The 22887-nt window shown below is 37.2% G+C and carries 31 protein-coding genes; 10 read left to right on the forward strand and 21 right to left on the reverse strand.

What is annotated here, in order from left to right; genetic code table 11:
- Position 1 precedes the first annotated feature (1 nt).
- Positions 2–3124: a type I-F CRISPR-associated helicase Cas3f gene (gene cas3f, locus KCV09_RS16100; RefSeq protein ID WP_212515798.1), complete on the reverse strand. Its 3123-nt coding sequence runs from the start codon at positions 3122–3124 to the stop codon at positions 2–4.
- Between the two features lie 468 nt (positions 3125–3592).
- Between cas3f and KCV09_RS16105 the strand changes: the two genes are divergently transcribed.
- Complete coding sequence (locus KCV09_RS16105; RefSeq protein ID WP_212515799.1) at positions 3593–4048, forward strand: hypothetical protein; 456 nt, start codon at positions 3593–3595, stop codon at positions 4046–4048.
- Between the two features lie 57 nt (positions 4049–4105).
- On the opposite strand, the gene KCV09_RS16110 is transcribed toward KCV09_RS16105, so the two are convergent.
- The 7 genes from KCV09_RS16110 to KCV09_RS16140 form a co-directional block, all read right to left on the reverse strand.
- Positions 4106–5431 carry a DNA cytosine methyltransferase gene (locus KCV09_RS16110; protein WP_043041742.1) on the reverse strand — a complete coding sequence of 442 codons (1326 nt, stop codon included), beginning with the start codon at positions 5429–5431 and terminating at the stop codon, positions 4106–4108.
- Between the two features lie 105 nt (positions 5432–5536).
- Positions 5537–6610 (reverse strand): DNA cytosine methyltransferase, encoded by a 1074-nt coding sequence (locus KCV09_RS16115; protein WP_212515800.1) that lies wholly within the window; start codon positions 6608–6610, stop codon positions 5537–5539.
- 147 nt (positions 6611–6757) lie between these two features.
- Positions 6758–7534: a hypothetical protein gene (locus KCV09_RS16120; RefSeq protein ID WP_212515801.1), complete on the reverse strand. Its 777-nt coding sequence runs from the start codon at positions 7532–7534 to the stop codon at positions 6758–6760.
- 103 nt (positions 7535–7637) lie between these two features.
- Positions 7638–7910 carry a hypothetical protein gene (locus tag KCV09_RS16125; RefSeq protein WP_212515802.1) on the reverse strand — a complete coding sequence of 91 codons (273 nt, stop codon included), beginning with the start codon at positions 7908–7910 and terminating at the stop codon, positions 7638–7640.
- Between the two features lie 223 nt (positions 7911–8133).
- On the reverse strand, positions 8134–8277 hold the full coding sequence (locus tag KCV09_RS16130; protein ID WP_212515803.1) for a hypothetical protein: 144 nt from the start codon (positions 8275–8277) through the stop codon (positions 8134–8136).
- Between the two features lie 52 nt (positions 8278–8329).
- A complete protein-coding gene (locus KCV09_RS16135; RefSeq protein WP_212515804.1) occupies positions 8330–8473 on the reverse strand; it encodes a hypothetical protein in 144 nt (47 codons plus the stop codon).
- A 57-nt stretch (positions 8474–8530) separates the two neighbouring features.
- Positions 8531–8896, reverse strand: a complete 366-nt coding sequence (locus KCV09_RS16140; protein WP_212515805.1) for a hypothetical protein — start codon at positions 8894–8896, stop codon at positions 8531–8533.
- Positions 8897–9153: 257 nt separating this feature from the next.
- Between KCV09_RS16140 and KCV09_RS16145 the strand changes: the two genes are divergently transcribed.
- The 3 genes from KCV09_RS16145 to KCV09_RS16155 are packed head-to-tail and all read left to right on the forward strand — an operon-like array spanning position 9154 to position 10825.
- Positions 9154–9498 carry a hypothetical protein gene (locus KCV09_RS16145; RefSeq protein ID WP_125281702.1) on the forward strand — a complete coding sequence of 115 codons (345 nt, stop codon included), beginning with the start codon at positions 9154–9156 and terminating at the stop codon, positions 9496–9498.
- A 12-nt stretch (positions 9499–9510) separates the two neighbouring features.
- The gene (locus tag KCV09_RS16400) at positions 9511–10260 is read left to right on the forward strand and encodes a hypothetical protein (RefSeq protein WP_228301600.1); all 750 of its coding nucleotides are present in this window, start codon (positions 9511–9513) and stop codon (positions 10258–10260) included.
- Positions 10261–10294: 34 nt separating this feature from the next.
- Positions 10295–10825: a hypothetical protein gene (locus KCV09_RS16155; protein ID WP_024160921.1), complete on the forward strand. Its 531-nt coding sequence runs from the start codon at positions 10295–10297 to the stop codon at positions 10823–10825.
- An 82-nt stretch (positions 10826–10907) separates the two neighbouring features.
- Here the strand turns inward: KCV09_RS16155 and KCV09_RS16160 are convergent, their stop codons facing one another.
- From KCV09_RS16160 to KCV09_RS16175, 4 genes are read right to left on the reverse strand one after another with little or no spacing between them, the layout of a single operon-like run.
- Positions 10908–11168, reverse strand: coding sequence for a hypothetical protein (locus tag KCV09_RS16160; RefSeq protein ID WP_212515806.1), 261 nt, complete (start codon positions 11166–11168; stop codon positions 10908–10910).
- A 55-nt stretch (positions 11169–11223) separates the two neighbouring features.
- Positions 11224–11586 carry a hypothetical protein gene (locus tag KCV09_RS16165; RefSeq protein ID WP_212515807.1) on the reverse strand — a complete coding sequence of 121 codons (363 nt, stop codon included), beginning with the start codon at positions 11584–11586 and terminating at the stop codon, positions 11224–11226.
- Positions 11583–12113, reverse strand: coding sequence for a hypothetical protein (locus tag KCV09_RS16170; RefSeq protein WP_212515808.1), 531 nt, complete (start codon positions 12111–12113; stop codon positions 11583–11585). Before KCV09_RS16170 ends, KCV09_RS16165 begins: the two co-directional genes overlap by 4 nt.
- A gap of 14 nt (positions 12114–12127) precedes the next feature.
- Positions 12128–12538, reverse strand: coding sequence for a hypothetical protein (locus KCV09_RS16175; protein ID WP_212515809.1), 411 nt, complete (start codon positions 12536–12538; stop codon positions 12128–12130).
- 146 nt (positions 12539–12684) lie between these two features.
- Here KCV09_RS16175 and KCV09_RS16180 point away from each other — a divergent pair, with 146 nt between their 5' ends.
- The 6 genes from KCV09_RS16180 (at position 12685) to KCV09_RS16205 (ending at position 17194) form a co-directional block, all read left to right on the forward strand.
- Positions 12685–13488: a DUF4942 domain-containing protein gene (locus KCV09_RS16180; protein WP_212515810.1), complete on the forward strand. Its 804-nt coding sequence runs from the start codon at positions 12685–12687 to the stop codon at positions 13486–13488.
- 519 nt (positions 13489–14007) lie between these two features.
- Positions 14008–14415 carry a hypothetical protein gene (locus KCV09_RS16185; protein ID WP_212515811.1) on the forward strand — a complete coding sequence of 136 codons (408 nt, stop codon included), beginning with the start codon at positions 14008–14010 and terminating at the stop codon, positions 14413–14415.
- Between the two features lie 65 nt (positions 14416–14480).
- Entirely contained in the window at positions 14481–14951 is a 471-nt protein-coding gene (locus KCV09_RS16190; protein ID WP_001180368.1) for a hypothetical protein, read from the forward strand.
- A gap of 11 nt (positions 14952–14962) precedes the next feature.
- Positions 14963–15913, forward strand: a complete 951-nt coding sequence (locus KCV09_RS16195) for a hypothetical protein (protein WP_000205465.1) — start codon at positions 14963–14965, stop codon at positions 15911–15913.
- 530 nt (positions 15914–16443) lie between these two features.
- Positions 16444–16803 (forward strand): hypothetical protein, encoded by a 360-nt coding sequence (locus tag KCV09_RS16200; protein WP_000916257.1) that lies wholly within the window; start codon positions 16444–16446, stop codon positions 16801–16803.
- 13 nt (positions 16804–16816) lie between these two features.
- Positions 16817–17194 carry a hypothetical protein gene (locus KCV09_RS16205; RefSeq protein ID WP_000592534.1) on the forward strand — a complete coding sequence of 126 codons (378 nt, stop codon included), beginning with the start codon at positions 16817–16819 and terminating at the stop codon, positions 17192–17194.
- A gap of 55 nt (positions 17195–17249) precedes the next feature.
- On the opposite strand, the gene KCV09_RS16210 is transcribed toward KCV09_RS16205, so the two are convergent.
- The 9 genes from KCV09_RS16210 to KCV09_RS16250 all read right to left on the reverse strand — a co-directional run bounded on the left by KCV09_RS16210 (position 17250) and on the right by KCV09_RS16250 (position 22847).
- On the reverse strand, positions 17250–18236 hold the full coding sequence (locus KCV09_RS16210; protein ID WP_212515812.1) for a hypothetical protein: 987 nt from the start codon (positions 18234–18236) through the stop codon (positions 17250–17252).
- 139 nt (positions 18237–18375) lie between these two features.
- On the reverse strand, positions 18376–18888 hold the full coding sequence (locus KCV09_RS16215) for a hypothetical protein (RefSeq protein WP_043041524.1): 513 nt from the start codon (positions 18886–18888) through the stop codon (positions 18376–18378).
- A gap of 99 nt (positions 18889–18987) precedes the next feature.
- Positions 18988–19440, reverse strand: a complete 453-nt coding sequence (locus KCV09_RS16220; protein WP_043041543.1) for a hypothetical protein — start codon at positions 19438–19440, stop codon at positions 18988–18990.
- A 5-nt stretch (positions 19441–19445) separates the two neighbouring features.
- Complete coding sequence (locus tag KCV09_RS16225; protein WP_033917401.1) at positions 19446–19865, reverse strand: hypothetical protein; 420 nt, start codon at positions 19863–19865, stop codon at positions 19446–19448.
- 9 nt (positions 19866–19874) lie between these two features.
- Positions 19875–20246, reverse strand: a complete 372-nt coding sequence (locus KCV09_RS16230; RefSeq protein WP_005005929.1) for a hypothetical protein — start codon at positions 20244–20246, stop codon at positions 19875–19877.
- Positions 20243–20773 carry a hypothetical protein gene (locus tag KCV09_RS16235; RefSeq protein WP_033917402.1) on the reverse strand — a complete coding sequence of 177 codons (531 nt, stop codon included), beginning with the start codon at positions 20771–20773 and terminating at the stop codon, positions 20243–20245. Before KCV09_RS16235 ends, KCV09_RS16230 begins: the two co-directional genes overlap by 4 nt.
- 206 nt (positions 20774–20979) lie before the next feature.
- Positions 20980–21486 (reverse strand): hypothetical protein, encoded by a 507-nt coding sequence (locus tag KCV09_RS16240; RefSeq protein ID WP_033917403.1) that lies wholly within the window; start codon positions 21484–21486, stop codon positions 20980–20982.
- Positions 21487–21498: 12 nt separating this feature from the next.
- Positions 21499–22587, reverse strand: coding sequence for a DUF6685 family protein (locus tag KCV09_RS16245; RefSeq protein WP_043041526.1), 1089 nt, complete (start codon positions 22585–22587; stop codon positions 21499–21501).
- An 86-nt stretch (positions 22588–22673) separates the two neighbouring features.
- Positions 22674–22847, reverse strand: coding sequence for a hypothetical protein (locus tag KCV09_RS16250; protein WP_212515813.1), 174 nt, complete (start codon positions 22845–22847; stop codon positions 22674–22676).
- Positions 22848–22887: the final 40 nt, after the last annotated feature.

Consider the following 22887-nt stretch of genomic DNA (forward strand, 5'->3'; position numbering starts at 1 on the left):
CTTATTGCTCCAATTCTGGTTTATACCAGCCGAGGTTTTCGTTATATAGATTTACTGACTTTAAAAACTTAAGTGGGATACGTATTTCTCCAAACAAAATTGATGGATCTTCGTCAGACTGTAAATGCGTTTTAAGGTGTGTTTTGAATAATTCAACATTTTCACGGTAGTTACGTTGCAGCCAAAGCCTTTTACTTTCCACTTCAGATAGCTCGACTATATTGACTTGAATAATTTCATCTCGACTCACTAACATTTGATTCATATCGGACTCTTTAAAGCTGACAAGATTTTCTTCAACATGTGCAACAAGAGATACATCAGCGTCTTTACTTTCACGAAAGGGAACGAGTTCTTGATGAATATTGGTCAAATACCATGAGTCAATTAACCATCCTTGTAATTTATCGGCGCCATAAAGCATATAGTTCGTCATTTTCTTAGCAATTGCATAATGCTCTAAATCAATGAAGCGCTCTGATGGTACCAATGGGCTTGGCTCGACTATTCGTCCAATTGAATCAATTTTGAAGCCCTGTTTCATTTCTGCTGAAGTCATTTCTAATGCGTTTAGAAGTGATTTATTCTTTAGATTGAGATCCTGATCTTCTTTGATAGACTTCTCAAACCCAGGGCTAATGTATGCTGGATCTCTGGACTTCAAAACATTCATGTTGATTGACATTATGGCCATATTAGCTGAAACAGCTTTTTTTGTTCGATGTCGCATAACGCGTCCAGCAATTTGAATGATAGATCTATACGAACTAGGTTCTACCACGGCGTAATCAAAATCATGATCTCTCCCCACCTCTTCTATTGGTGTGACAACTAAAATAAATAAGATATTTTTCTCAGCTATGGTATCTATGTGCTGATTAACAGTCTCTTCATGAAGAATAGCTGGTGTTTTATTTGATTCTTGATTTTTTCGTTTAAGTGTTTTATCCAAATACTGCTCTTGAATATTTCGTTGTAAGAGTACTTGGCGACTGTGATAACACATGACCCGAACTTCATAATCAGTTGGGAATTCAGCATTCATCAAAAACTTGGTCAAATGAATGCAAGTATCAATTGTAGCGACTCGAACTAGACCAAAAGAAACATGTTTATTACGCTCAATGTCTACTACATGGTTCGTGTCGTGAAGTTGAATACATTGCGTCTGTATAGCCTGAAAATATTGAGATTTAGGATTTTTTGATGCTATATCCTGTTCTGATATTTCATGAATAACTGCTAGTCTACGTACTATTGCTTCACTCAATTCAAGAGATCTAGACCGAATAAACTCAGCATACTTTTTGGAGAACTGCTGAATTGTTTCTGACTGATAGATATGGCAATTAAATTCATCAACTACCACTGTATGCACTGGTTGAGGAGTTAACAGTGTTTTGTTATAGATCTCACAGCCAGTATTAAACGCATTGAATAACCCTTCAGCCATTTTGGGAGTAATAGTCGCTGAAGAAACTAATACTTTACGACCAAGCATTCCAGCGAGATGAATTAACCGTGAAATCGCAATCAAATCTTTTTCGGAAAAATCATCAATTTCATCGATGACCAAATCTGAAGACATTAATCGTATAAATGGCAAGATGTGATGACCACCTTGCACCGATTCTGTTGCTGGAATTATATGATCTAGGGTGCATACTACGATTGGCTTATACAGCAAGCTACGCATTTTTATATGTTTGGATGGTTTCTTTTTTAAATCAGGAAACAGTACCTTTAAAAATTCTGGTTCTGTCTCTGATGGATTAGTGACTAAAAAATCATGCTCAATAGTGATGAAATGATCTTGTGATTCATGCCCAAAAGTATCTTTGGATTGTTCAATCCATAGCTGATTGTTTGATGAATCTTTTAGAGCTTTTTCTATTTCCTGGAATTTCAGAAAAGAACTAGACCCTACTAGCATGGCTGTGTCATTTTCACCCATACCAATTGTTTCGGTATATTCAGTTGATGTTTGTAATGTCAGTGACCGTTGCCCTAATCCAATGATATAGCGTAGGTCTGCCCCACTCTCTGATAATGCTTGCATCAGTTTAGCATTACCAATCGTTTTACCCTTTCCAGTACTCGCAAGATTGATTACTAAAACGGGGCCTTTAGCTAATTGAGATGAATGCTCTTGATAATCTCTAATTTTGGAAACGGCGCTATCTTGCCAAGCGAAAGGAGAATTTTCATCAATACCCTTATGCTTCAATGCTGGAAGACCCGTAAGAACATCCATTTCATGTATAAATTTAGGAAAGTAATGACCTACTTGAATTGCTTCACGACCAACATGAAATAAATGCTCTGATAATTTTTGCTTTAAAACACCATCCTGATCCGTATTTGCATAGATTTTTGATTTATCGACCCATTCTTCATCAGCATTTTGTGATGAATAATAATAGTCACCAATCATCATCATTGACCGCGCCATAAGCAAAACTAATCTTAATGTTCCATCAGATGCTACTTTCATGAAATCTGAATATCGTGATGCAATATGCTCAAAGCTTTCAGATAAAGCCTCACTCCATTTATCAGAATCGTGAATTAATCCCTTTTTAAAGTTAAAACATTTCGCTAATTCATTTATTTTTTTTGCGGATTCATTTTCAAAGCCATTCGTCCATGACACTGTTTTCAGAATATCACTTACTGAAGTCTTACGTTCTACAGTTAGGCAATCAAGTAATGCTTTATCTTTACGCGTACTAAAAACTGGCAACTTGTGATGTGAAAGAATGATCCATTGAATCGCATTCAAAATTTCAAAGTCACCGATGTTAAATTTTTCCTTTTGAGGTCGTTTGCTCTGTGTTGCAGTATTTAAATAAGTTTTCAATCTGTCTTCTACAGATAAGCGTGAAAAGCCAAAATTAGCCAGATAGGTAATGACTTCACTTTCTGAATGTAATTGATAGGTTTGTAGAAGCTCCGAGCAAATCGCTTTAAAGATTAAAGAACTTAAAGCTTCATGTCGTAATGGATCAGCCACACCTTTTTTAGAAGCAAGCTTACTTTGGAAAAAATCATTAGCTTTTCCAAAGTCATGCAGCAATCCAGCAGTTTGCGCTAATAAACTAGCTAACTCGATATGGGCTTCCATAAAACACTTTGCAATAAATATTTATATTAAAATTACAACAGATAGGATATTTTTTCAAATACTTTAAAAAAACTACATAAACGTGAATTTATGTAGTTTTTTTTCATGGACAACTAATTTTCAACTGCCACCTTATCTTACGGTTCATAAACCGATAAGATGGACAACAAACAAAAGTACAATAGATACTTCTAAACCATGAGTTATAGAGGTTATTTTATTATCACAAAAATAACAATATCTTTAGACATAAGTTTTGGATGCCGAAAGACAGTCCAACCGAAGATGAAGAACCCCAATGTTAAAGGAACAGATTTAGCATTAGGACTTTGGATCTTCAAGTTATTTAATTAACTTCTACCCTTTTGACCTAGCCTAGCTAGGTTTTTTTTTGAAAAACTTTTAAAGCCCAGACAGTCTTTAAAATGAATACATCAAGCTCATTGCTTAAAACCTGGAGTATTCAAGATGTATCTACGCTACACGATGTTTAAAACAGATGGAGAAAAAGTCCTTAGTTCGCACGGCATTGGGTTAAGCAACTGCTTTATTTACCATGCAGCGGAAATACTCTACAAAGAGGTTCAAAATTCTGCATCTTTTGACCGTTACATTGAGAGATTATCAAAGTGTAATACGATCAAATACAACCACGAACGACACGGCGACAAAGCACGTATTGTCTATTTTGTACCTGAAGATCTAACGCGTGTCTCTTACAGTACGACATATAGCGAACGGGTTGAAAATGCCAATATCGATAGCTTTGACTTGATTACCCTGTACGCTGAGTACAAAACTATTTTTAGTTGTATCTATTTTGATATATCAACGAATACCTGGTCTGTACGTACATACACTGATGTATTAACATCAATGGGCATGTTAAAGCCACCAGTAGCACAGTTAGCATTTGCAATATAAGAGCCCCTGAAAAGTCTTATACCCACCTAGCATTGACCAATCAATGCTAGGTTTTTTTTACGATGCAATTTGATATTCCATTTCATGTTTAAAGTTTGCTTTGACAAGTGCATGGGATAGATCAGGAGGTACTGAGTTACCTACCATTCTGTATTGCTCAGTTTTCGTCAGCTTAATTTTTTGGTTATTTTCATCTACACCATGAGTAAAGATGTAATTGCTTGGAAAGCCCTGAGCCTTATACAACTCAAATGGTTGAATCATCCTAAAACCAATGTCTTCAATATAATAATGTTCATTATTGATTTCGATTAAGCCGAAACGTTCAAACAAGTCATTCTTAAAGTTGAATTGCCCGGTAAATTTCAAAAGTAGCGCACGTACTTCCGCAAACTGATTCACGGTCGTTAACGTGTGAAATGGTTCTGATAGCTCTTGGCCAGTGCACCCCTTTTTCATTTTAGATAGGTGACACACGTATAGCGCATGTGTACCGCCTTTTGTTTCTGCTGTAATTGTACGTAATGGCTCATTTATTGGCATGGATCTACGACTTGAACCATTGGCACACTCAGTAAGAATTGGCGCCACATTGTCCACGATGTAAGGTTTTGGGTTGTGAACGATATATTTTAAAATCCCCCTCACAATTCGCTCTAATGTAGCTGGTGCTAAAGGTTTTTTACGCTTGAATATGCTTAAACATTCATAATTAAGGTCCACACATTGAGCAGCTGTCTTCCATGGTTGTTTTTTCGTTTTTTGAGGTGCAAAAAAGTCAAATTCAGCATGTGTGGGTTCTGGCCAGACGATCGGTAAATTGTCACGCCGAGCAATTAAGAAAAATCTATTTCTCAATGTCGGTGCACCATAGTCGCATGCTCGTAGTTCACGATATTCGACCGTGTACCCTTGGTACCTGAGCGCATTCACGAAACAGTTAAACGTTCGCCCTTTCCGCTTTAAAATCGGTTTACCGTTCTTATCCAAATCACCCCATTCAACAAACTCAACCACGTTTTCAAGCATGATGATTCGTGGTCGAACTGTTGCAGCCCACCTTAAAGCAATCCAAGCTAAACCGCGGATCTTCTTGTTTAACGGCTTGCCACCTTTCGCGCGGCTATGATGTTTACAGTCTGGACTAAGCCAAACCAAGCCAACAGGTTGATTGCCCGTAATCTTTACAGGGTTAACATCCCAAACACTCTCGCAGTAGTGCTTTGTTTTTGGATGATTGATGCGATGCATGGCCAAGGCTTTCGGATCATGATTAATTGCAATATCAATCGGTCTACCGAACGCACGTTCTAAACCAGTTGATGTACCGCCACCGCCAGCAAAGTTATCAACGATTAATTCATGTGGAAGCAAGTTATACATAGAAATTCCCTCTTACAAATGCCCCTTTATGGCTTAGATCTCTTAATTCATGCGGTACATCTTCTGGAGACAGATACCTATAAGCATGAATAACCTTGCTCAGATTCATACAGCCACCCCCATGCTTTCAACGGCACTTTCTAATGTTTGATGTGCTGAATAATCATCACAGTCGTAATAATCGTCATCGATCAAATTAGAGATGTCGTAGTCACTCAAACCGCTATTTAAACAGCGACTCAAAAGCTCAGGATCTAAACGATCATACTTGTTGCAAATCGTCATTAACGAATTGCTATGTGCGTTGTTTGCCGTGAAAAATGAGTATGCAAAACCTTCAGGCGTTACGCTTCTAGCATTCTTAGTCGCAATACTCTTGCCACCGTATAGGCGGTGCATTTTAGAGCCTTCAACAGGTTCAACAGGTGCAATTGGTAGGTTGGCATTGAAACGGCCCCACAATAATGTTTTCTTGGTGTATGTATCACCAAAATGAAACGGATCAAACGACAGACGCCACGGCGACAACCCGGTTAAGCTTGCAATACGCCCTACTGGATTCTCAATTGCCCAAATATTCGGTTTAAAAAATTCAATTGTTCTTAAAGTTTGGTACACCAGCTCAATACTGCTTAACGTGCGACCATCAGCATCTTTGGCGGTAAAATGTCTTGCACCAGAAACAGCAAAGTCAGTACATGGGCATGCAGCTAAAATCGCATGAACGTCCAAACCATCAAAGCATGCAAAAAGCTCGTTAAAGAATTCCACGCTGAAGTTATTAATATCGCCAAAATAAGGATCTGCCTGTATATCAAAGCGAAATACTTGATAGCCAGCATCAACCCATGGTTGTGACCATGTGCCAGACAAATCAAAAAGAGAAAGGACAATTTTTTGGTTGTTTTGGTTGCGGATCGTTGGATCTAGATATTGGTTAAACGCAACGTTTTTCCATTGTTCTAAACGTTCTAATGCGGAAGATCTGGACATCCAGCCATTAGCTTCAACATATGCTTGTGATTTCTTATTTAAGCGAACAACTTCATTCTTGTGCGGTGCATCAAAGATGTTTGAAATCTTAAATTCATCATCAATAAAGCTATTTCTTGCATCCAATAAATACTTATTGAAAAGTTGCAATTGTTCATTATTGCTTTGCGTTTTTTCTAAATCCATGACCGACTCCAAGTTTTAAGCAATGAGCTTGATTACTTAATTGTAGAGTCAGTTTTTCTAATAAAACTTTTTTAAAAAAATAATATGAAATAAAAAGGCTGAAATGATCAGCCTTTTATTATTAGCGAATTAAAATCATGACTTCACCTATCGCCCATATAACTTATTAAGTTTACCTGATGCTATTTCACTAAACTTTACGTAAATAGTGATTGCCGTTTTCGCTAATTGAATTTCAAGATGTTCGTTAATACGAATGTAATACCCTTTATTCATATTTAGATTTGTTGTTAATTCCTCGATAGCCTTATCAAAATTTTTTTCATCAATGTCTAACAATGACTCATCAGCACTGATGCTTAAATCAATTGTTTTAGCTATTTGTTCAAAAGTACGAACCATATTGAAACATTGGTCTATTTTTCTTTTCTTATTGATACCAGTGCCATGAATACGTGTTTTAGGTGATTTCTCAACAAACTTAAAACTCCATATCGTATCGTATATACCGACTTGATTAGCAAGTACATCAATCAGTGATGTATTATTTGAAAGATCATTCATAACAGATAGTGCCTTACGTGCAGCATTAAGCCCAAACACTTTGCCGTTTTGTGTGCAGTACTTCGCATAGAACATTGTTTTGACCTCTAAACGATAGTTACTCTTACTGACAATCTGATTATAAACCTTGATCCAATAGATATTGCATAGTGTTAAATACAAAGGATCTTTATCAGTCTCTTTTTGTAGTTCTGGAAGTACCGCATTAAGATCTGAATTCTGGTTAAGCTGTAATATACTTAATTGAATCTCAGGATCAAAGTTAACAAAAACCTTTCTTGCTTCAAGTAACGCCGTTGCTTTTACATTAAATTCAATATACAAATCATTTAATATTTTATCGATCTCAGCCCTTTTCATAAGTGGCTAACTCCAAAAAAAAGAAAACTCCATAAATCTAATTATAGAGTCTACTTTATAAGAAATAACTTTTTTGAAAAAATAATAGAACGCAGTCTTATAATTAATATTTTTTCAACCAAAATTCATCCATCATTAATGTACGTGGACCAGGGCGCTTCCCTTTAAAAAATTGACCGCGTGGCTCCTTATCACCACTTTTTAAAACATTAATCAAATAATGACGAAATGGTGATGGACTGGTTGAATCCAATTTTCCATTTTTTGATACATAAGAATTAATACCAATTGGTGAACGGCGTTCATGTGAAAGAATTAGTAACTTTTGTTTAGTTGGCAATACATCATTCGTATTTAAAGTGACTTCATTTTTCATGGTTTGTTTACCTCTGGCAGATAGTAATTAGTTACTTTTACTTGCTTCAGCTTCTTGGATTATGACTCTGATTTTCTAATTTTCATAAATTGTCGCGTACATAAATCGACAGCGTTTTGGATCGGCTCATACACAGTTATGAGCCAGTACAGGTAAACCGCTAATAGTGTGCTAGGCACAACTATTAGCTCAATCTTGGATACTGGTGCAGTTGAAGTCATATTTATGCACCTAGTTTGTCTGCTGTTTTGTGCAGATCTAACGACTCAAAAGTTTCGAGTGTGGCAATTTCACGCTTTAAGACGTTGAGCGTGGCCATACCGAAATTAATATCAAAAACAAACTCTTTATCTTGAGCGCCGTTCACAACATATAAATCAAAATTATTGGTGCTGCCGTGCGTTCGCTCAGGATCTTGTTCAGCTCTTAATGTGAAGCTGTATGCCAGTGCAATAGCTTTGAATCTGAGTGATCAGCTTTACTTGTACCGAGTTTTTAGCTTCATCTTTAAGCGTAGCAAGCTCATTGATAACCGCAGCGAGTTCTTTTTCTTGAGTCAACATTTGAATACATCCTTCGATTGAATAGACGAAAGGCCTGTAACCAGGCCTGGAAAATGATTACTTTGTATAAATCACATTCTTATATTGTGTTTGGAGCTTGTAGAATTCACGGTGAGATAGCTCTTTAGGGTTTTGAGCCATGATCGTATAAAACTTACGAATCTCTTGTTCCTTTTTTTCCGATGGTTCACTGATCTCAGCAATACGCACGGTTTCATACCAGTCGACTACTTGGCCATAGTCTTTAGATGCGATTTGCGCCGTAGAATAAAATACATAAGAAATAATGATGGTTGCAACACCAGTAATCGCTAACAACGTAAATGTCGTGCGACCCCATGCAAGAAGCTTTGCTTTGTATTCATCAAGAGCAAGCAACCAAGTACCAACCATCGCAAGAGCTAAAATATCACCTAAAATCATTTTGGTTTTCCTTAAATAAATTCACCTTTCGCTTTTAATTATAGAAAATAAAACCCTTAAAACTTTTTTTCTAAAAACAATTATTCTTTTCTTAAAATATTTAAAAGGACTTATAAAACCCCTTTAAGCATGCTTATAAACGCATACGATGGATTTTAATTGATTAAAATAAAACTCAAGTTTTAATTTTTAGAGAAAAGTTAAAACCTTTTAAGGATTGATACTATTTATCTATTCCAACAGATAGGCGATCCCCTATGCACTCATTACCAGTTGACGCTAAATCAGCAAAACATTTTGCATCGAATCCTTTAAGTGATTGGGCAATAGGACTTGTCAAAGCTGATGCGGTGAATAACCACCTTAGTTTTGATGCTAACTGCAACCTTCAGTTAAGCACCGTTTTTGATTTTATTGCGATTGCGGATACCGAAGCAGAAGACTTTGAATCGCTGTTTTTAAGAGAGTTTGGTGAGGATTTCACACCATTAAGTCACCTTGAATATGAATCAGTGAATAGCTTGGCTGAAATGATTACATCGCAATATGAGACGGCGATCGAAACCGTTAGACACATCATTATTGAACGTGAATTGAACTAAGGAGCTGGACGCATGAATAAGCTTGTACTTGCCATTGAGTCAGGGCGTATTACTGACGGAGAAGTTTTATTTTCACAGTTGAATCAGCTTAAATCTGGTCAAATACCCGATATGGTAAGTAGACAACAATTTGCTGAACTGTCTGAAATGGTCAATGCCTTTCAGGATGTATGGATGGATGAACCAGTATCTTTTTTTCAGCCTATCCAAGACTTTTTAAAAGCGATTGATTTAGAAGTCTACAATGATTTCAGCACTGATTTTGACTTGTGGTACTACTACGAAGCACCAGAGCAAAAATACGAAGCAACAGTAGCAACTAAACCATTATTCACGGCACCAAAACTCACCGCTACTGGTGAAGTCTACAACTGTCTATTGACCGTTGAACAAGCTCAAAACTATCTAAATAAGGCAATTCAATTTGCTCGTGACCATAACATGCCAGTGCCAAAGTCATGTAATGAACCGTTTATCGTCACAGGTGGTTTAGAGGTTGGATCTGAGTTGATCTACTCAGGCGTAGGCACAGATAAAGCCGTATATACGGCAATACAGCTCATACAAGAGGCAATACTCAATAATGCTGGTAAAGAGCATGTGTTATGCCTAAGACGTTTTTCAAACAGCTTAAAACCATTGGTAAAGTCTGCATTAGGAAAGGAAGTTTACTTAACCAATTGCACACTAGGGAAGCTGGCAGATCTTCTTGATCGCCCTGAAACATGGTCAGAGTTCACAGAACACTTTAAACAAAACTAATCAAGCTCATTGCTTAAAACTTGGAGATACGACAATGCAACTACACAATTTGAATCCTGGTACCGATAAAATTCGCCACATACTGAAAACCGAGAGTGCTACATATAACGGCGTTCCGTCATGCGTAATCAATATCATTGGGCAAGCAAAAAAGACTGTTCCCAACTTTATTGAAGTGATTTTTGTTGAGGTTGTATTGTTTCATCCCAAAGATGGTGAAGTATACGAAATTGAAGTGAGTGCACCGTTACAGGTTGAGCCTGTTGCCGAAGCTCACCGCATTGGAATGTTCAATCCAAGCGAAGCCAGAGCGCTTATTGAGGGTGAAGTGCTGGATGTAGCAATCAACCTACAACGCAAGGCAATTGAGGGAATGATTGAATATGATTTGCTCTCACAAGACGGCCTGGAGAAGTTCAACGCATGGAATGGGATCTCACCTGAAAGCCTATTGCTTGAAAGCTTTGAATGCGTGACAGAATACAATGGACTTCACAGCACACACTTTATGGCCAGCAAGGTGCAGCAAAAAGTAAACAAGTACCTTAAAAGAGATTTGTTCTAATCAGATCCATAAAAAAAGAGAGGTTTGCCCTCTCTTTTTTTTGGCCATAGATTTATGGCCGTAAACGGTGTTTTTTAATTGATTAAAAAGGTTTTGGATTCTCCAACCCATTAGGTTTTTTAACCAAGCTTAATGCAATTTTTTGAGCCAGAATTGAAATAGCCATCAGCCCAACGATATAAGCTACGCATAGCAGTAAACTACCACCTTTAGTAGTCTGAATTATTTCATTCATTGGCATGGTAAGCTTGACGACTAAGCTAAAAACATACGCAAAAATTAGTAATAGAATTGAAAAAACACAAAACACTTTTGATAGATAGATCGCTTTAGTTTTTTTCATAATTGCACCATACGCCGAGTTAAATTAATCATTCAATAGCCCTGATTCGGATTGTTCAACCCATAAGATTAAATGAGGTGAGAAAGCCAAGTACTCCAGCTATACACATCACGAAAACAGCCCACAAAGATTGAGCGCCGTTAAACTGTAATGGCTTGGAATCATCAATCAACTTGAACACCCTTAAGATCCGCTGCATCACATTGTTTACACCAATCACAAAAAAGACATAAATCACAGTAATGATTAGAAAATCATGTTGCTGGGGATGGTTACTTGCAAGCTTCAACATATATAAGTAGGCAAATATTGCTATTGAAGAAAGTGCATAAAAATATGCAAATACACAAGGCAGATATATAAGCAGATCTTTAGATGTCGCACGTATATGTTCTGAACGCTCATTTGATTTTTTCATTTAACAATATCCTCATTACAGATTTTTATAGCATTGGTATTTGTTCGATCAGTTGAGAACATAACTGAATGTTGTTTTTTCATAAGCATATCGACATCATCATTTAAGCTTTTTTCAAGCAAGAAATATTCAAAACCATTTAATCGACCATCACGGCACACTTCTTTTATGGTCAGCATTGTATTAATGCTATTGAAGCCCTCATTGCTTTCTTGCAAGCCTTTTAATTGAGATAAATAATCATGTTGTACTTTGGCTGGAACAGGAAATACAAAATAGAACAACAGTAGGTAGACCGTGACAGTTCCAATGAGTAGAGGTAATGCAGTTTTGCTATGAATCGGCAATTTTCTATAAATGTAATAGGTAGGAGCCACAGCTAAGTACATAAGCAGTAGCGGAAAGAACCAGACGGCATACATCACTCTTGAGTAGCTATCCCCCATTCCATGAAAGACCAAAGCCAAAACAACAACACTGGCTAACATAGCCAGTGGTATTAAAAGGAGTTTTAAAGGTTGAGCCATAAACACCTGAAGCATTAAAAAGGAATGACTATCGAATTAATTTCATTAAAGAAACTGTAATCCAGTAGCTTATTGATGTTAGTAGATTTGCCCTTTTGTATCGTGCAGCAACCCACATTGAGATCTTGAAAATGAGGCAATAACGCACCAATACTGTTTGAATCAACATAAAAGACATCACGTTTAATTGAGAACGTCACTTTAGCTTTACGGTTTTTGTCATTTAGCTTTACATGAAGTTCTTTGTTCTCATTTTTAAGAGAAGTAGAAAGGATTTTACAGTCTTGTTGAATGCGCTGGTGAATAGCAACAACAAGGTCATTATAAGAGCTTGCATAAACGAATAGCTTGTCAGTTAAGACTTCTACACAACCGTTGTTATATTCAAAATCTAAATCAATCATTACGCATTTCATTAAAGCCATTTCCACTACTCCAAGTTTTAAGCGTTGTGCTTATTTAATTTAATTATAGTGGAAAAGTTAGCTTATAAATTTTTTAAAAAAAATTAATGACCGTGGTTTTTATTAAAATATCTATATAGACAATTAAGCTAATTAAGTGGGTAATTATGAATATGTTGGTAAATATAAAAAGAGAAGTGCAAGCATCTGAATTAGACTTTGTTGAAGTCAAAAAGCTAATTTTGCAATGCGAAAAAGCAAAATTATCAATAAAGGTCATTTATGAAACCATCAAAGATATTGAACTTGATGCTTATCAGATTGTGAGTGCAATCACCCGAAAATCATATTCATCATCATTCAACACTGAAGAATCTGCTTTAAAACAAATATCATCATGCTTCTGGAGGAAGTTAACTGAGATCATCAATCTTAGAAACTTCATATCTGAAAAAGAATATGATGCGTTGCAAGATAAAATTGCTCGTCATGAAATTGAAGATTTCACGATGGATAATGTGAATGTATTTTTAGAATCTATCTGGTCTACACGCCACATGGCATATGCACGTAAAGTTGATTCATTGTTTAGTCAATTATCAAGCAAATACAAAACCAATCTTGGTGCTGGTATTAACCCGTGCGTGATCATTCATCACAATAGCTACCATTCTTATTGCAGACGAGATAATTTAGTGGAAGAAGTACGCTTTATAGCAAGGCAGTTATTTGGCAAGCCTTTAGACCACACCAGATTAGATAAACTCAGGTTACACCGTGGTATCTGGCATAGCATTGATGATAATTTATTACGCGTTAAGATCTACGAAAACGGTAACTGTCATATCTTGTTTAATCAATGCGTAGTTGATCGCATTAACCAGGTATTAAACCTGTTATATCCGAATCAAATTGGCATAGATCCAAATGTAAAACACAAACGCCGTGCGTATGATGAACCTATTTTGTAAAGCACATTAAAAAACCCTCAAAAACTATTGAGGGTTTTTTTAGCTATATACGGCACCAGTTTTGCGATCGTGCCACAAAAATTTTAATGTCAGGAATACCACTTTTAAGCAGTTGTACAAATCATTTTTATATAGCGCCATACAACACCAAAATAAAATGCTGTATCCCCTGAAGCTGGATAAGGTACAGGTGAATTATTTTTTTAGTATGGCAGAGGCAAACAATGAATAAAAATTGGTATATACAACCAATTCTAGAAGACGGCTTAATGTTCTTCTTATTCTAAGAAAACATGAAAGTAATTAAGCATAATTAAACGAACTAATTAACCCTTTAAGTATTATTAATGAATTACGGTGATTCATCTAATAGAAAAGCTTATTAAGACGCATACGATATTTTTTAATTGATTAAAAAAATATTGGAAATCTTATTTTTCGAGGAAAGTTAGCCAGGTTGTTTTTGCTCATAAAATAGAACTATCAAAAGCAGAAAGCTTAAAACTTGGAGTGAACAGCATGTCAAATTTAAACGCTCAATCAGTACAGTTACAAGGCACTTTATATATCGGTTTCCCTAAAACTTTTAGCGGTGCTCACATGGAAAAATTGTTTGATGAAATATCAGATTACATCGACAACAACTGTGATTTAACCCTTGCTGATCTTCAAGCTGATAGTGACTATGCTCAACTTCAATTTCAACAGCACAAGCCGACATTGGCAGATAAAACAAATTTCTTCTTCATGGACGTTGAAATCTACGTTGCAACATTAAAAGAAAACTTTGGTCATACATCAGTACTCGACCAAGTTACCTCAGTAAATATCTTTGGCAAAAACCTTGAAGACATTTGCACGTTAATGGCTCAAAACGGCTACGCATACGACCATATAGAAGATTGTTGGTCACGCGAACTTTCTTAATTCAATTCACCCATACGCACGGATAACGTGCGTATGCCACTGAATCACATTTGAGGATATAAACAATGCAAAACCTAATTACAGCGCATTGCGAGCTAACCATCAAACATGATGAAAAACAGCAAAAAAATGTCGGGCCTGTTGTTGTGACGTTTGGGGCGATCTTTACTGCTGAGTCGGTTAATGAACTGTTTTGCGCTATATGCCAAGACGGAATCAGATTTAAAGCAATCTATAACCCCGACAATATGTATTTTTTACGCCATGAACTAAGCCCAATTGCTGATTTGTCAGTTAAGACAGACCAAGACGGCAACATTATTGTCAGTGTGATTGCATCCACTAGCCCATATTTTGAGATCAAAGTACTAAAAAATGGTTTTACCAACTCAGACACCTTAAACAGTTCTGCAATTCGCACGTTGGTTCGCAACCATCAAAGCCCATTCCAAGAGCAAATTTCTAACTACTTTGAAACAGACCCAATTTTTAAAACCATGCAATCAATTTTTGCACACACGTATTTAAGTCGATAAGGAACTTCACCATGACGACCGCTACTGCTACCGCTGAAAAGACCGTGTTCAAACGTGAAACGTTGGAGCTGAAGAACATCCATGTTTACACCCAAAACGACCGCATTAACCAAGACAGTCGCGTTGGCGACCGTGCATACGACAAAGGATTAGTGAAAGACATCCTGTTCAGCCCTATGCTTTGGGCTACCCCTGAATTTTCATCTAGCTATGTCACTCAGATTCAAATTAAAGGCACACGCATTTATGATTCACTTTGCAGTTATACGGGCGTTCGCACCTATTTTTATAAGTTGGCAAACAGTGAGTTTGGGTGCATGTATCAAAAACGTCCGTATCCACAAAACGACTTTCTCTTAATTTTTGCAAACTTAACGCAAATGTTTAACGATGCAGTTTGTTACTTTGGAAACAACAGTAATAAAAACGCTTTTCAAGGTCTAAATTTTGACATCGAAAGTGGTGTTTCACGGTTCAATTTACAGCAACGCTTATTAGAGTTTTATAAGAAGTCTAAACGCCAATTGACCATCAGTGAAACAACAAGAGGGATGCTTGGTGACTCGAATCTTCGCTATAACATCTTTGTTCGCAACCAACCAAAATTGGACAAACACGGCAAGCCGTTAAAGTGCGCCAAAAAACTCATTAAGCTTTACAAAGAGCGTGGCACAGTTGCGATCTATGGCGGTGACTGCATTTCACCACTGAAGCTCGTTAAACACCAACAAATCAAGGTAGAGAGCGAAAATGGCAAGGTTTCATATACGACTGACTTCATTACGTTGTACTCAGTAGAACAAGACATGTACACCTTATATATTCCCTATTCAGTACTTGATGAAAGCTACGGAACAACTAATAAATTTTATGGTTTGCATCTCACCCAAGAAGAAGCAGAAAAAATCATCCCGAAATTATTAGAACGTACTCAAAAGTATTTAAACCATAAAAAAGGTTAATACCCTTGCGTTGATCAGCTAATTGATCAACTGCTAGTTTTATAAACGCAAACGATGTTTTTTAATTGATTAAAATAATTCAAAACTTAATTTTGCTAATTCAGCACCCATACTTTTACTAATGCATTTCCATCAAGCCTTAATTCAAACCATATTTAATTAACAATGAATTAACACCACTACGGCGTTATTTCTTTAATGTGGTATATGGATTTACCAACCCCCTACTTGTCTATGGCTAATTGTTCCAGTGTCAGTTAAAAATAAAATATAATTCATTCTCAAAAAATGAAAATTTGTTCACAAATGGGAACGCGAAGCAGCCTTAATTTTAAAAATACCAGTTCATCTAGACTAAATTTGAGTAAGTCTGATTAATATTGAATAAAAACCTAAGTTTTTCGCCTTATGTTTTAATCTTCAAGGGTTTAACTTTAATGAAGTTTTTTTTAAATAAACTAATTTAGTGAGTTTTGATCGTTATAATGGTTTTATCTCGAGGCATATTGCCTTAAACTTGGAGCCGTGTGATGTTAAAACTATCTAGTATCTTTTCTCATGAAGCTAGTATTGAATCCCTTGTTATTCAATTTGAAGCCGATTATCAAACTGCACTAAAGCAAGGTTTAGATATTTACTTTGGCGTTGGCTATACAACTACTGAGGATAGTCAATCTATACAGGCGTATCTTGTGAAAGATAAGGAGATTTATAAAAAGCATTACTGGAGTTGGGAATACCCAAGAACACCACACAAAATTGAAAAAACTAAAGCTGAGCACCGCCATTGGTTAAACCTAGCTGATGTACGAAACGCTGCGCTCGAGGCGAATATTACAAATGAAGCAGATCTACAATCTGTTTTACAACGTTCATTCGCTACAATATAAAAAGGTAAACTAAATGATTAAAAAAAATGTGGATTTTGAACGTGCTTCTGATGTTCAAGCCATCGTTTACTCAGTAAAAGATGGATCTGCAGTTTTTGTCGTACCAAATGGCTTTGTGTTGCTGGAGGTTCCATTGTCACAAACTCAAGCCGAGTACTTCAAGATGTATGAGAAGTCACCTAATGTTTTTGTGTTGCACGGTAAGGCAAAATTCCATTACGTGTGTGATTGTGAAGTTGAACTGGTTGGCTTTAGTATGGAAAGATCTAAGCTAACAAATCAATTGGTCAATCCAAGCTTATTTAGCCACATTGATAAACCTGCAGTCAGTATAGATTGCATCTATGATGATATGTCTGCACCAACTATAAGCCCTGGCTTTTATTGTTAATTAGCTGGTGTAAAAAAAGCCCGAAATTCGGGCTTTTAATTTGTCTGAAGACAAGTTATTTCAACTCGCACGGCGCTTTAATTCTGATGTTATTTGCCCAAGAATAAACATCCGAACCTTTTTGTGGGAAAGGCTGACTCTTAGAATACTGCAACCAACACACCGAATTATGGGTTGGATCTAGTGCCTTACGTTTTTCACGTAATTTAATCAGGCTTTCTCTTAACGCTGCAGTATCGTATTTTGGATCAAGTGACATAAAACCTACCGCAAACAGATCCGCATAAGATTCTCGCCATAGTTGAGTTTTACCGCTACTTTCAGCCGTTACAAAGGTAGATACATCATCCATCTTTACTTTGGACCGATCAGACGGCGCAATTGAATTTAATGCTTTAAGTGGCTGGCCAAGTTCACCAGGCACATCGGTCGCACGATCTAAACAGTGAGATAACTCGTGCGCTAATATCAGCATTTCCCAATCGTTGTAGCTTACATCGGTTTTTGCTGCTTTATACATGGTGTTCATGCTGGTTTTAGACATATTCACCAGGCAATATCCTGTACTAGATCTTAATGAAGCTGGAGAAGCTTGCGGTATATCCAAGGAAGTTAAAGCCCAACTTTCGTTAAAGTCACCTAACACAAGTGGCGCGTTGTAGTTTTCCTTGGCAAACTTTTGTAGTTGATTGAAGTTGCTACCCGGTAGCATCGCAGCAATATGGTCATGGTTGAACTGTTTCTTTTCTAGCGTTTTGAAACACCATATAAAACCATATGACAGTAGAAACATTAGGAATGGAACAACAGCAACAGAGAGCATAAGTAGCATAAAGTTTTCGTCTAGTCGCTTGGTTCGGTCTTTGGTCTTAATATAAGGTGTTGCCAAGCACCAGCTGAGCACTACTGTCATCAAGATTAAAATAACAAGAAAAGTCATGGTGTAGCCAACTGGTTGAATAAACGTAAAGGCAATCCACGCAAAACAAGTTAGGACGGTTAAGGTCCACAAAATGATGTTTAAAATGATTTTTGTTTTCACGCCGTTGGCATCCCTAATCTATAAAAATAAATGTGGCCCATTAAACGGGCCATATTGAGTCTGTTCTCTTCATCATCGCCAATGTGGTCGATATAAATATATTAATAAACCATCAAAGCTAAAAACTTTTCTTAAAAATTTAAGATGCCTGCACACCAGGATAATCGTTGTAGTTGCCATCAATAAATTGATTGGTAGATTTACTGACATCATCATACCAAATCGGCATGCATTTCGACTTGTCAGTTTGATCGATGGCCATGTATGGAAGTCCTAATTCGTTTTGAATCAATTCAGCATCCATAAATGGCTCAAGAACCTTCATAGGAATGGAAAACAAACACTCAACATACCCATTATCATGAATGACCTTCCGGCTGGCTTTAGAAGCACTGTCAAAGCGCAATGCATTCCACAAGTGAGAAGCTTCATTGATGGTATGTGGTTGTTTTAGGTAATTAGGATTTTCAGACGCATAGATCGACAGTGTATTCACATCAATCATCAGCTTAAGTACACCTGAACCGACCATATGTTCAATCGGTATATACAGCATGATAGCGCCGTATCCTAAGCTTCGTTTTTTAGCATCTGGATGTTCACCAATACCACCAATAACGCTATGAATAAGAATAGGTAGAGTTGTGTTCATTTTATAAACCTTTCAATAGTTTTATATCTCTTTATACATTTGATACCGCGTATAGCAGATATATAACACGGCGATGTTAATAGAGATTGCATACAGCCATTAATATTGATTAATGACTTCATCCATCACATAAATTGAGTAGTTGTACTGGTCTAAGCGATATTTGCTTTCTTCAGTATGTTCACTGGCCAATGCTTGTAGTTGAGTTTCGTTCATGGAAGAAGCATAGCGGTTACGGATTGATTTAAGCTGGCTCAATTCTAAACGTCCAGTACTCTTGGTCAGATTGCTAACAGTTGTGAATAGATCCTGGTCATATTCTTGCAATTCACCATACAGCCAAGCAAGGTGTTCTGCACTGATGTATGGGTTATTTTTTTCATAGTAGTTTTTCAGTTTGAGTAAACTCAAACCACATATGAACACAGCAACCATAAGGCTAATGACAAGCCCCTCACCGAGTTTAAGTAGGTACAGGAATATAAAGATACTAATCACGCCAATGGCAATAGAGATATATCGCATAGTTTGATTTTGGAACATTTCTAACATGGGCATTACTCACTTTTTGTAATGTTGTTTTGATAAAGATGGTCTATTTGAGCGATGGCAAGTTTCATGCGTTCCGTGGTGCAAGTCAGGTCGTCATCAAAACGATGGTTGAATTCAACAATCCCCTGTTCTTCCATGTCTTGCATTTCACGCTTAGCATTACTTAAGCCTTTTTCTATACCAACCAGATTCAAGTTAAAGAAGTCTTCTAGTAGCTTTTCACTCTCAATGATTTGTTTGAGCTCAGTGACATAGACTTCAGTTTTCTTTTTGCTGATTTCCGCAGCCATCGCATAACGAAAGTTGCCGTTTACAACAACAGTTTTGAGTTCTGGTGAATATTCGTTGTATTCACTTGGAATTCGACTAACGGACTGGACGGCGTGACTCCAGCCATATTTCTGAAAATATTCAATTCCCGTCATGGTATATACCTACGATTGTTCTTTTTTAAGTTCAATAACAGCCAATAACGCTTTGTTTTGGCGTTCCAATTCATATTGTTTTTGGCGGTCTACATTTTGGCGATCGAAAAGTTCTCTAATCTGCTGTTTGTAGTGGTTGTCATAGTACGAATAGGCTTTACGTTCTGCTTTTCTACGTGCAATGCGTACTTTGGGATGCCAGTTGAATTCTTTGTCGTCTGCATAACCCCTCATGAACTCAACCAGTTTACTATCACCACGCATTTTACAAACCTTAATGAAGCCCATTTCTAAAACTGTAATTGGCGCACGGCGCGGATCTCCAAACTCCCAACGCCGTTTAATCCCAAAGCCACACATCTCTATTTGAACCGTAATCATGGTTTAACCTTTATCAAATGTTTGAGCTTCTGGATCTTCGACATTAAATCTGGACCATCACTTTCATGGTAAGCAAGGTGTTCATTAACGAATGTGATAAAAGCATCCAATTCAGTTTGAATCGTTGCCAATTGATTGCGTAACCACTGGCATGTGGCTTCATCTTGTTTTATCGCCGTTTCAAGCAATCCTCTCGCATGTTCATAGGCATTTGCCTCACCTTGCGCCACCATATCTGCAGATGATTTCCAATCGCCCCATTTCTTATTCCAAAAGTCATCGAGCAACTGCAGTAATTTTTCCACTTCCAATTGGTCATCGCTGATGGCTGGTGTTTGCATTTGATAGATAGATTTTTTTGTTTCTACTTCACTTTGCATCCAACCATCACGAAAAGCTTCCCATTTCGCCTGATGCACCCAAGAAGAATAATTGCCACTGGCCAACAGACTACCGACCACGCCGTATTTATTTTCAAAAGCGCTACGAGCTTCAATTTCTGAAGCAATGTTTTCATTCATGTTCATTGTTATTCACCGTCCGTAATTCAATTTCAGTTGAAGTGGCTAAACGGATGGTACGCTTGGCATATACGATGCATCCGTAAAAAGTGGAACCGTGCGGATTGATTAGGTCCACGTACAAATGGCGAGTGGTGATTCGGTTGATCTAGAGCAATTTGTTCATGTTTCGCTGAACAATGTAATCACCTACTGCATAAGTATTTTGTGTATCAATCATGCTGACTATCCCCATGAAGCAAAGGCACTTGTAATGAGATTTTTGTTTCCTTCATCTCATGAAGTTTTTGAATCGCACGTTCTGGATCTATCACCCATGCATCAAAGAGCAGTTGTGTGACAAAAGAAAACTTCTCACCAACTTTGCGGAACGGTGTGCCGTGGCTATTCAGGAATTGTTCAAACACAAGATATTGCTGTTCGATGGCCTGGTTAAGTTCAAACAGGTCAATACAGCCCTCTATCAAGTTGTACTCACCTAAAGCATTCGGCATAAACATCCATTTACGCTCATGGGTTAAGCCATCTACATGTAGGTAGGCGTGTTTGTTGAGGCTAGTCCACTCAGGTTTCATCATGACGTAGGTGTTGTACTCGTCATCTTCAAGATAGTTGTAGTGGGTAGCATCAACGGGTTTCTTTGCTAAAACAGAAATGGCCTGTTCAAGTGTCAGACCGAGAATGAGTGCATGTGGTGTAGTTGATGATTGGTGATCCATATTCCCTACCCCTTAGATTGTCGGGCTAGTCGGTTTAGGACCACTCAAACAAATTTCGTTTTGAACGTGATTGTAGATCTCAGCCAAGTGAGGTCGTGTGCTAAAGAATTGATCTTCTGATGTATCAGAGAGGTTAGCACTCATGATGGTGAGTAGTGCTTCATTTTTGAATTGCGCTTGAACCGCTGACTTTAATGCACCATTCAATGAAGCATACAGATTGTTGAATAGCGAAATAACACGGGCATTCTGATCATTCTTTTTGAAGAAGATAAAATTAACTTCACGTTCACGGAAAAACACCAGCTGATATTCAAGCCCTGATTCTGATAAATCATTCCCCATATCAATCAATGCATCATCTGGAACGGCGAACGCAGCGTATTTTGAATCAAAGTTTTGAAGTGCTTTACTTGAGATTAGATTCAAACTTACTTTGCCTTGAATCGGCACACATTGGCTCAGTTTCTTAGCCAAGTAATGTGCAGCAGCCATGTGATGTGATCCACCAGCATTTTGAACAAAAATCTTAGGACTCCAGCCATAGATAAAAAAATGATCAGTGGTTGTATCTGGAGAGTTCAATAAACGGATTTCTGGCCATAACAACATTCGTTCTAAATTTTCCATACTCACATCACTAATGTAATCAGGGCATGCGTTTTTTACAAAATCATCAATGCTACGGTACTGGCTTAAATCCGACTTGGAATTTGAGAAGCCCCCAATTTCAGATAGGTCAAGTAAGCATGGTGTTTCAAGATGAATGGTTTCTGAAAAAATCGGGTTAAATACTTCAGCCAATTCTTCAGCAAAGGGAGAGATGTAGAACGGCTTATGATTTTGCGTATCTTGACCAAGGTAGCTGATGGAATCGTTATCTTTGGCATGTGGATTCAAAACAATGTTTTTGCCTGGTACAAAATTAGTAGGAGATATACCAGTCATACAAAGAGAATCTTTGATTTGATGAAAAGGGAAAACATCGGTCGTGGCGATGCTGTCAGAATTGACTAAACGGGTATCAATAAAGGGTTTTAGCTTGAGATTCTTATAAAGCTTATGTTTTGGTGAAAATACCGAAAGTAAAGTGTCTAACATTTTAAGCACTCCATTGATTAATGCTTTATTAAAACTAATAAAGATATATTAATACAGAAAGTGCTTATAAGTATTTTTTTGGAAAATTAATTTAAGAATTGCGGTTGAGGGGTATTAGTGGTAAGTGGTTGTACGGCGTTGTTATCGACAGACTTTGAGTACTGTTGCACTTCAATAATTCGCACACCTTTAACGTGTAAACGTGTTTTATAGTCAGTCATTCCAAGTGTTTGTAAGTCGTTTAGCTGTTCTTTAGTCATTGCCTATATCCTGTATATTGGATGTAATTAAAGGGCAATT

This window comes from Acinetobacter soli (genome assembly GCF_018139125.1).
Classification (GTDB): Bacteria; Pseudomonadota; Gammaproteobacteria; order Pseudomonadales; family Moraxellaceae; genus Acinetobacter; species Acinetobacter soli.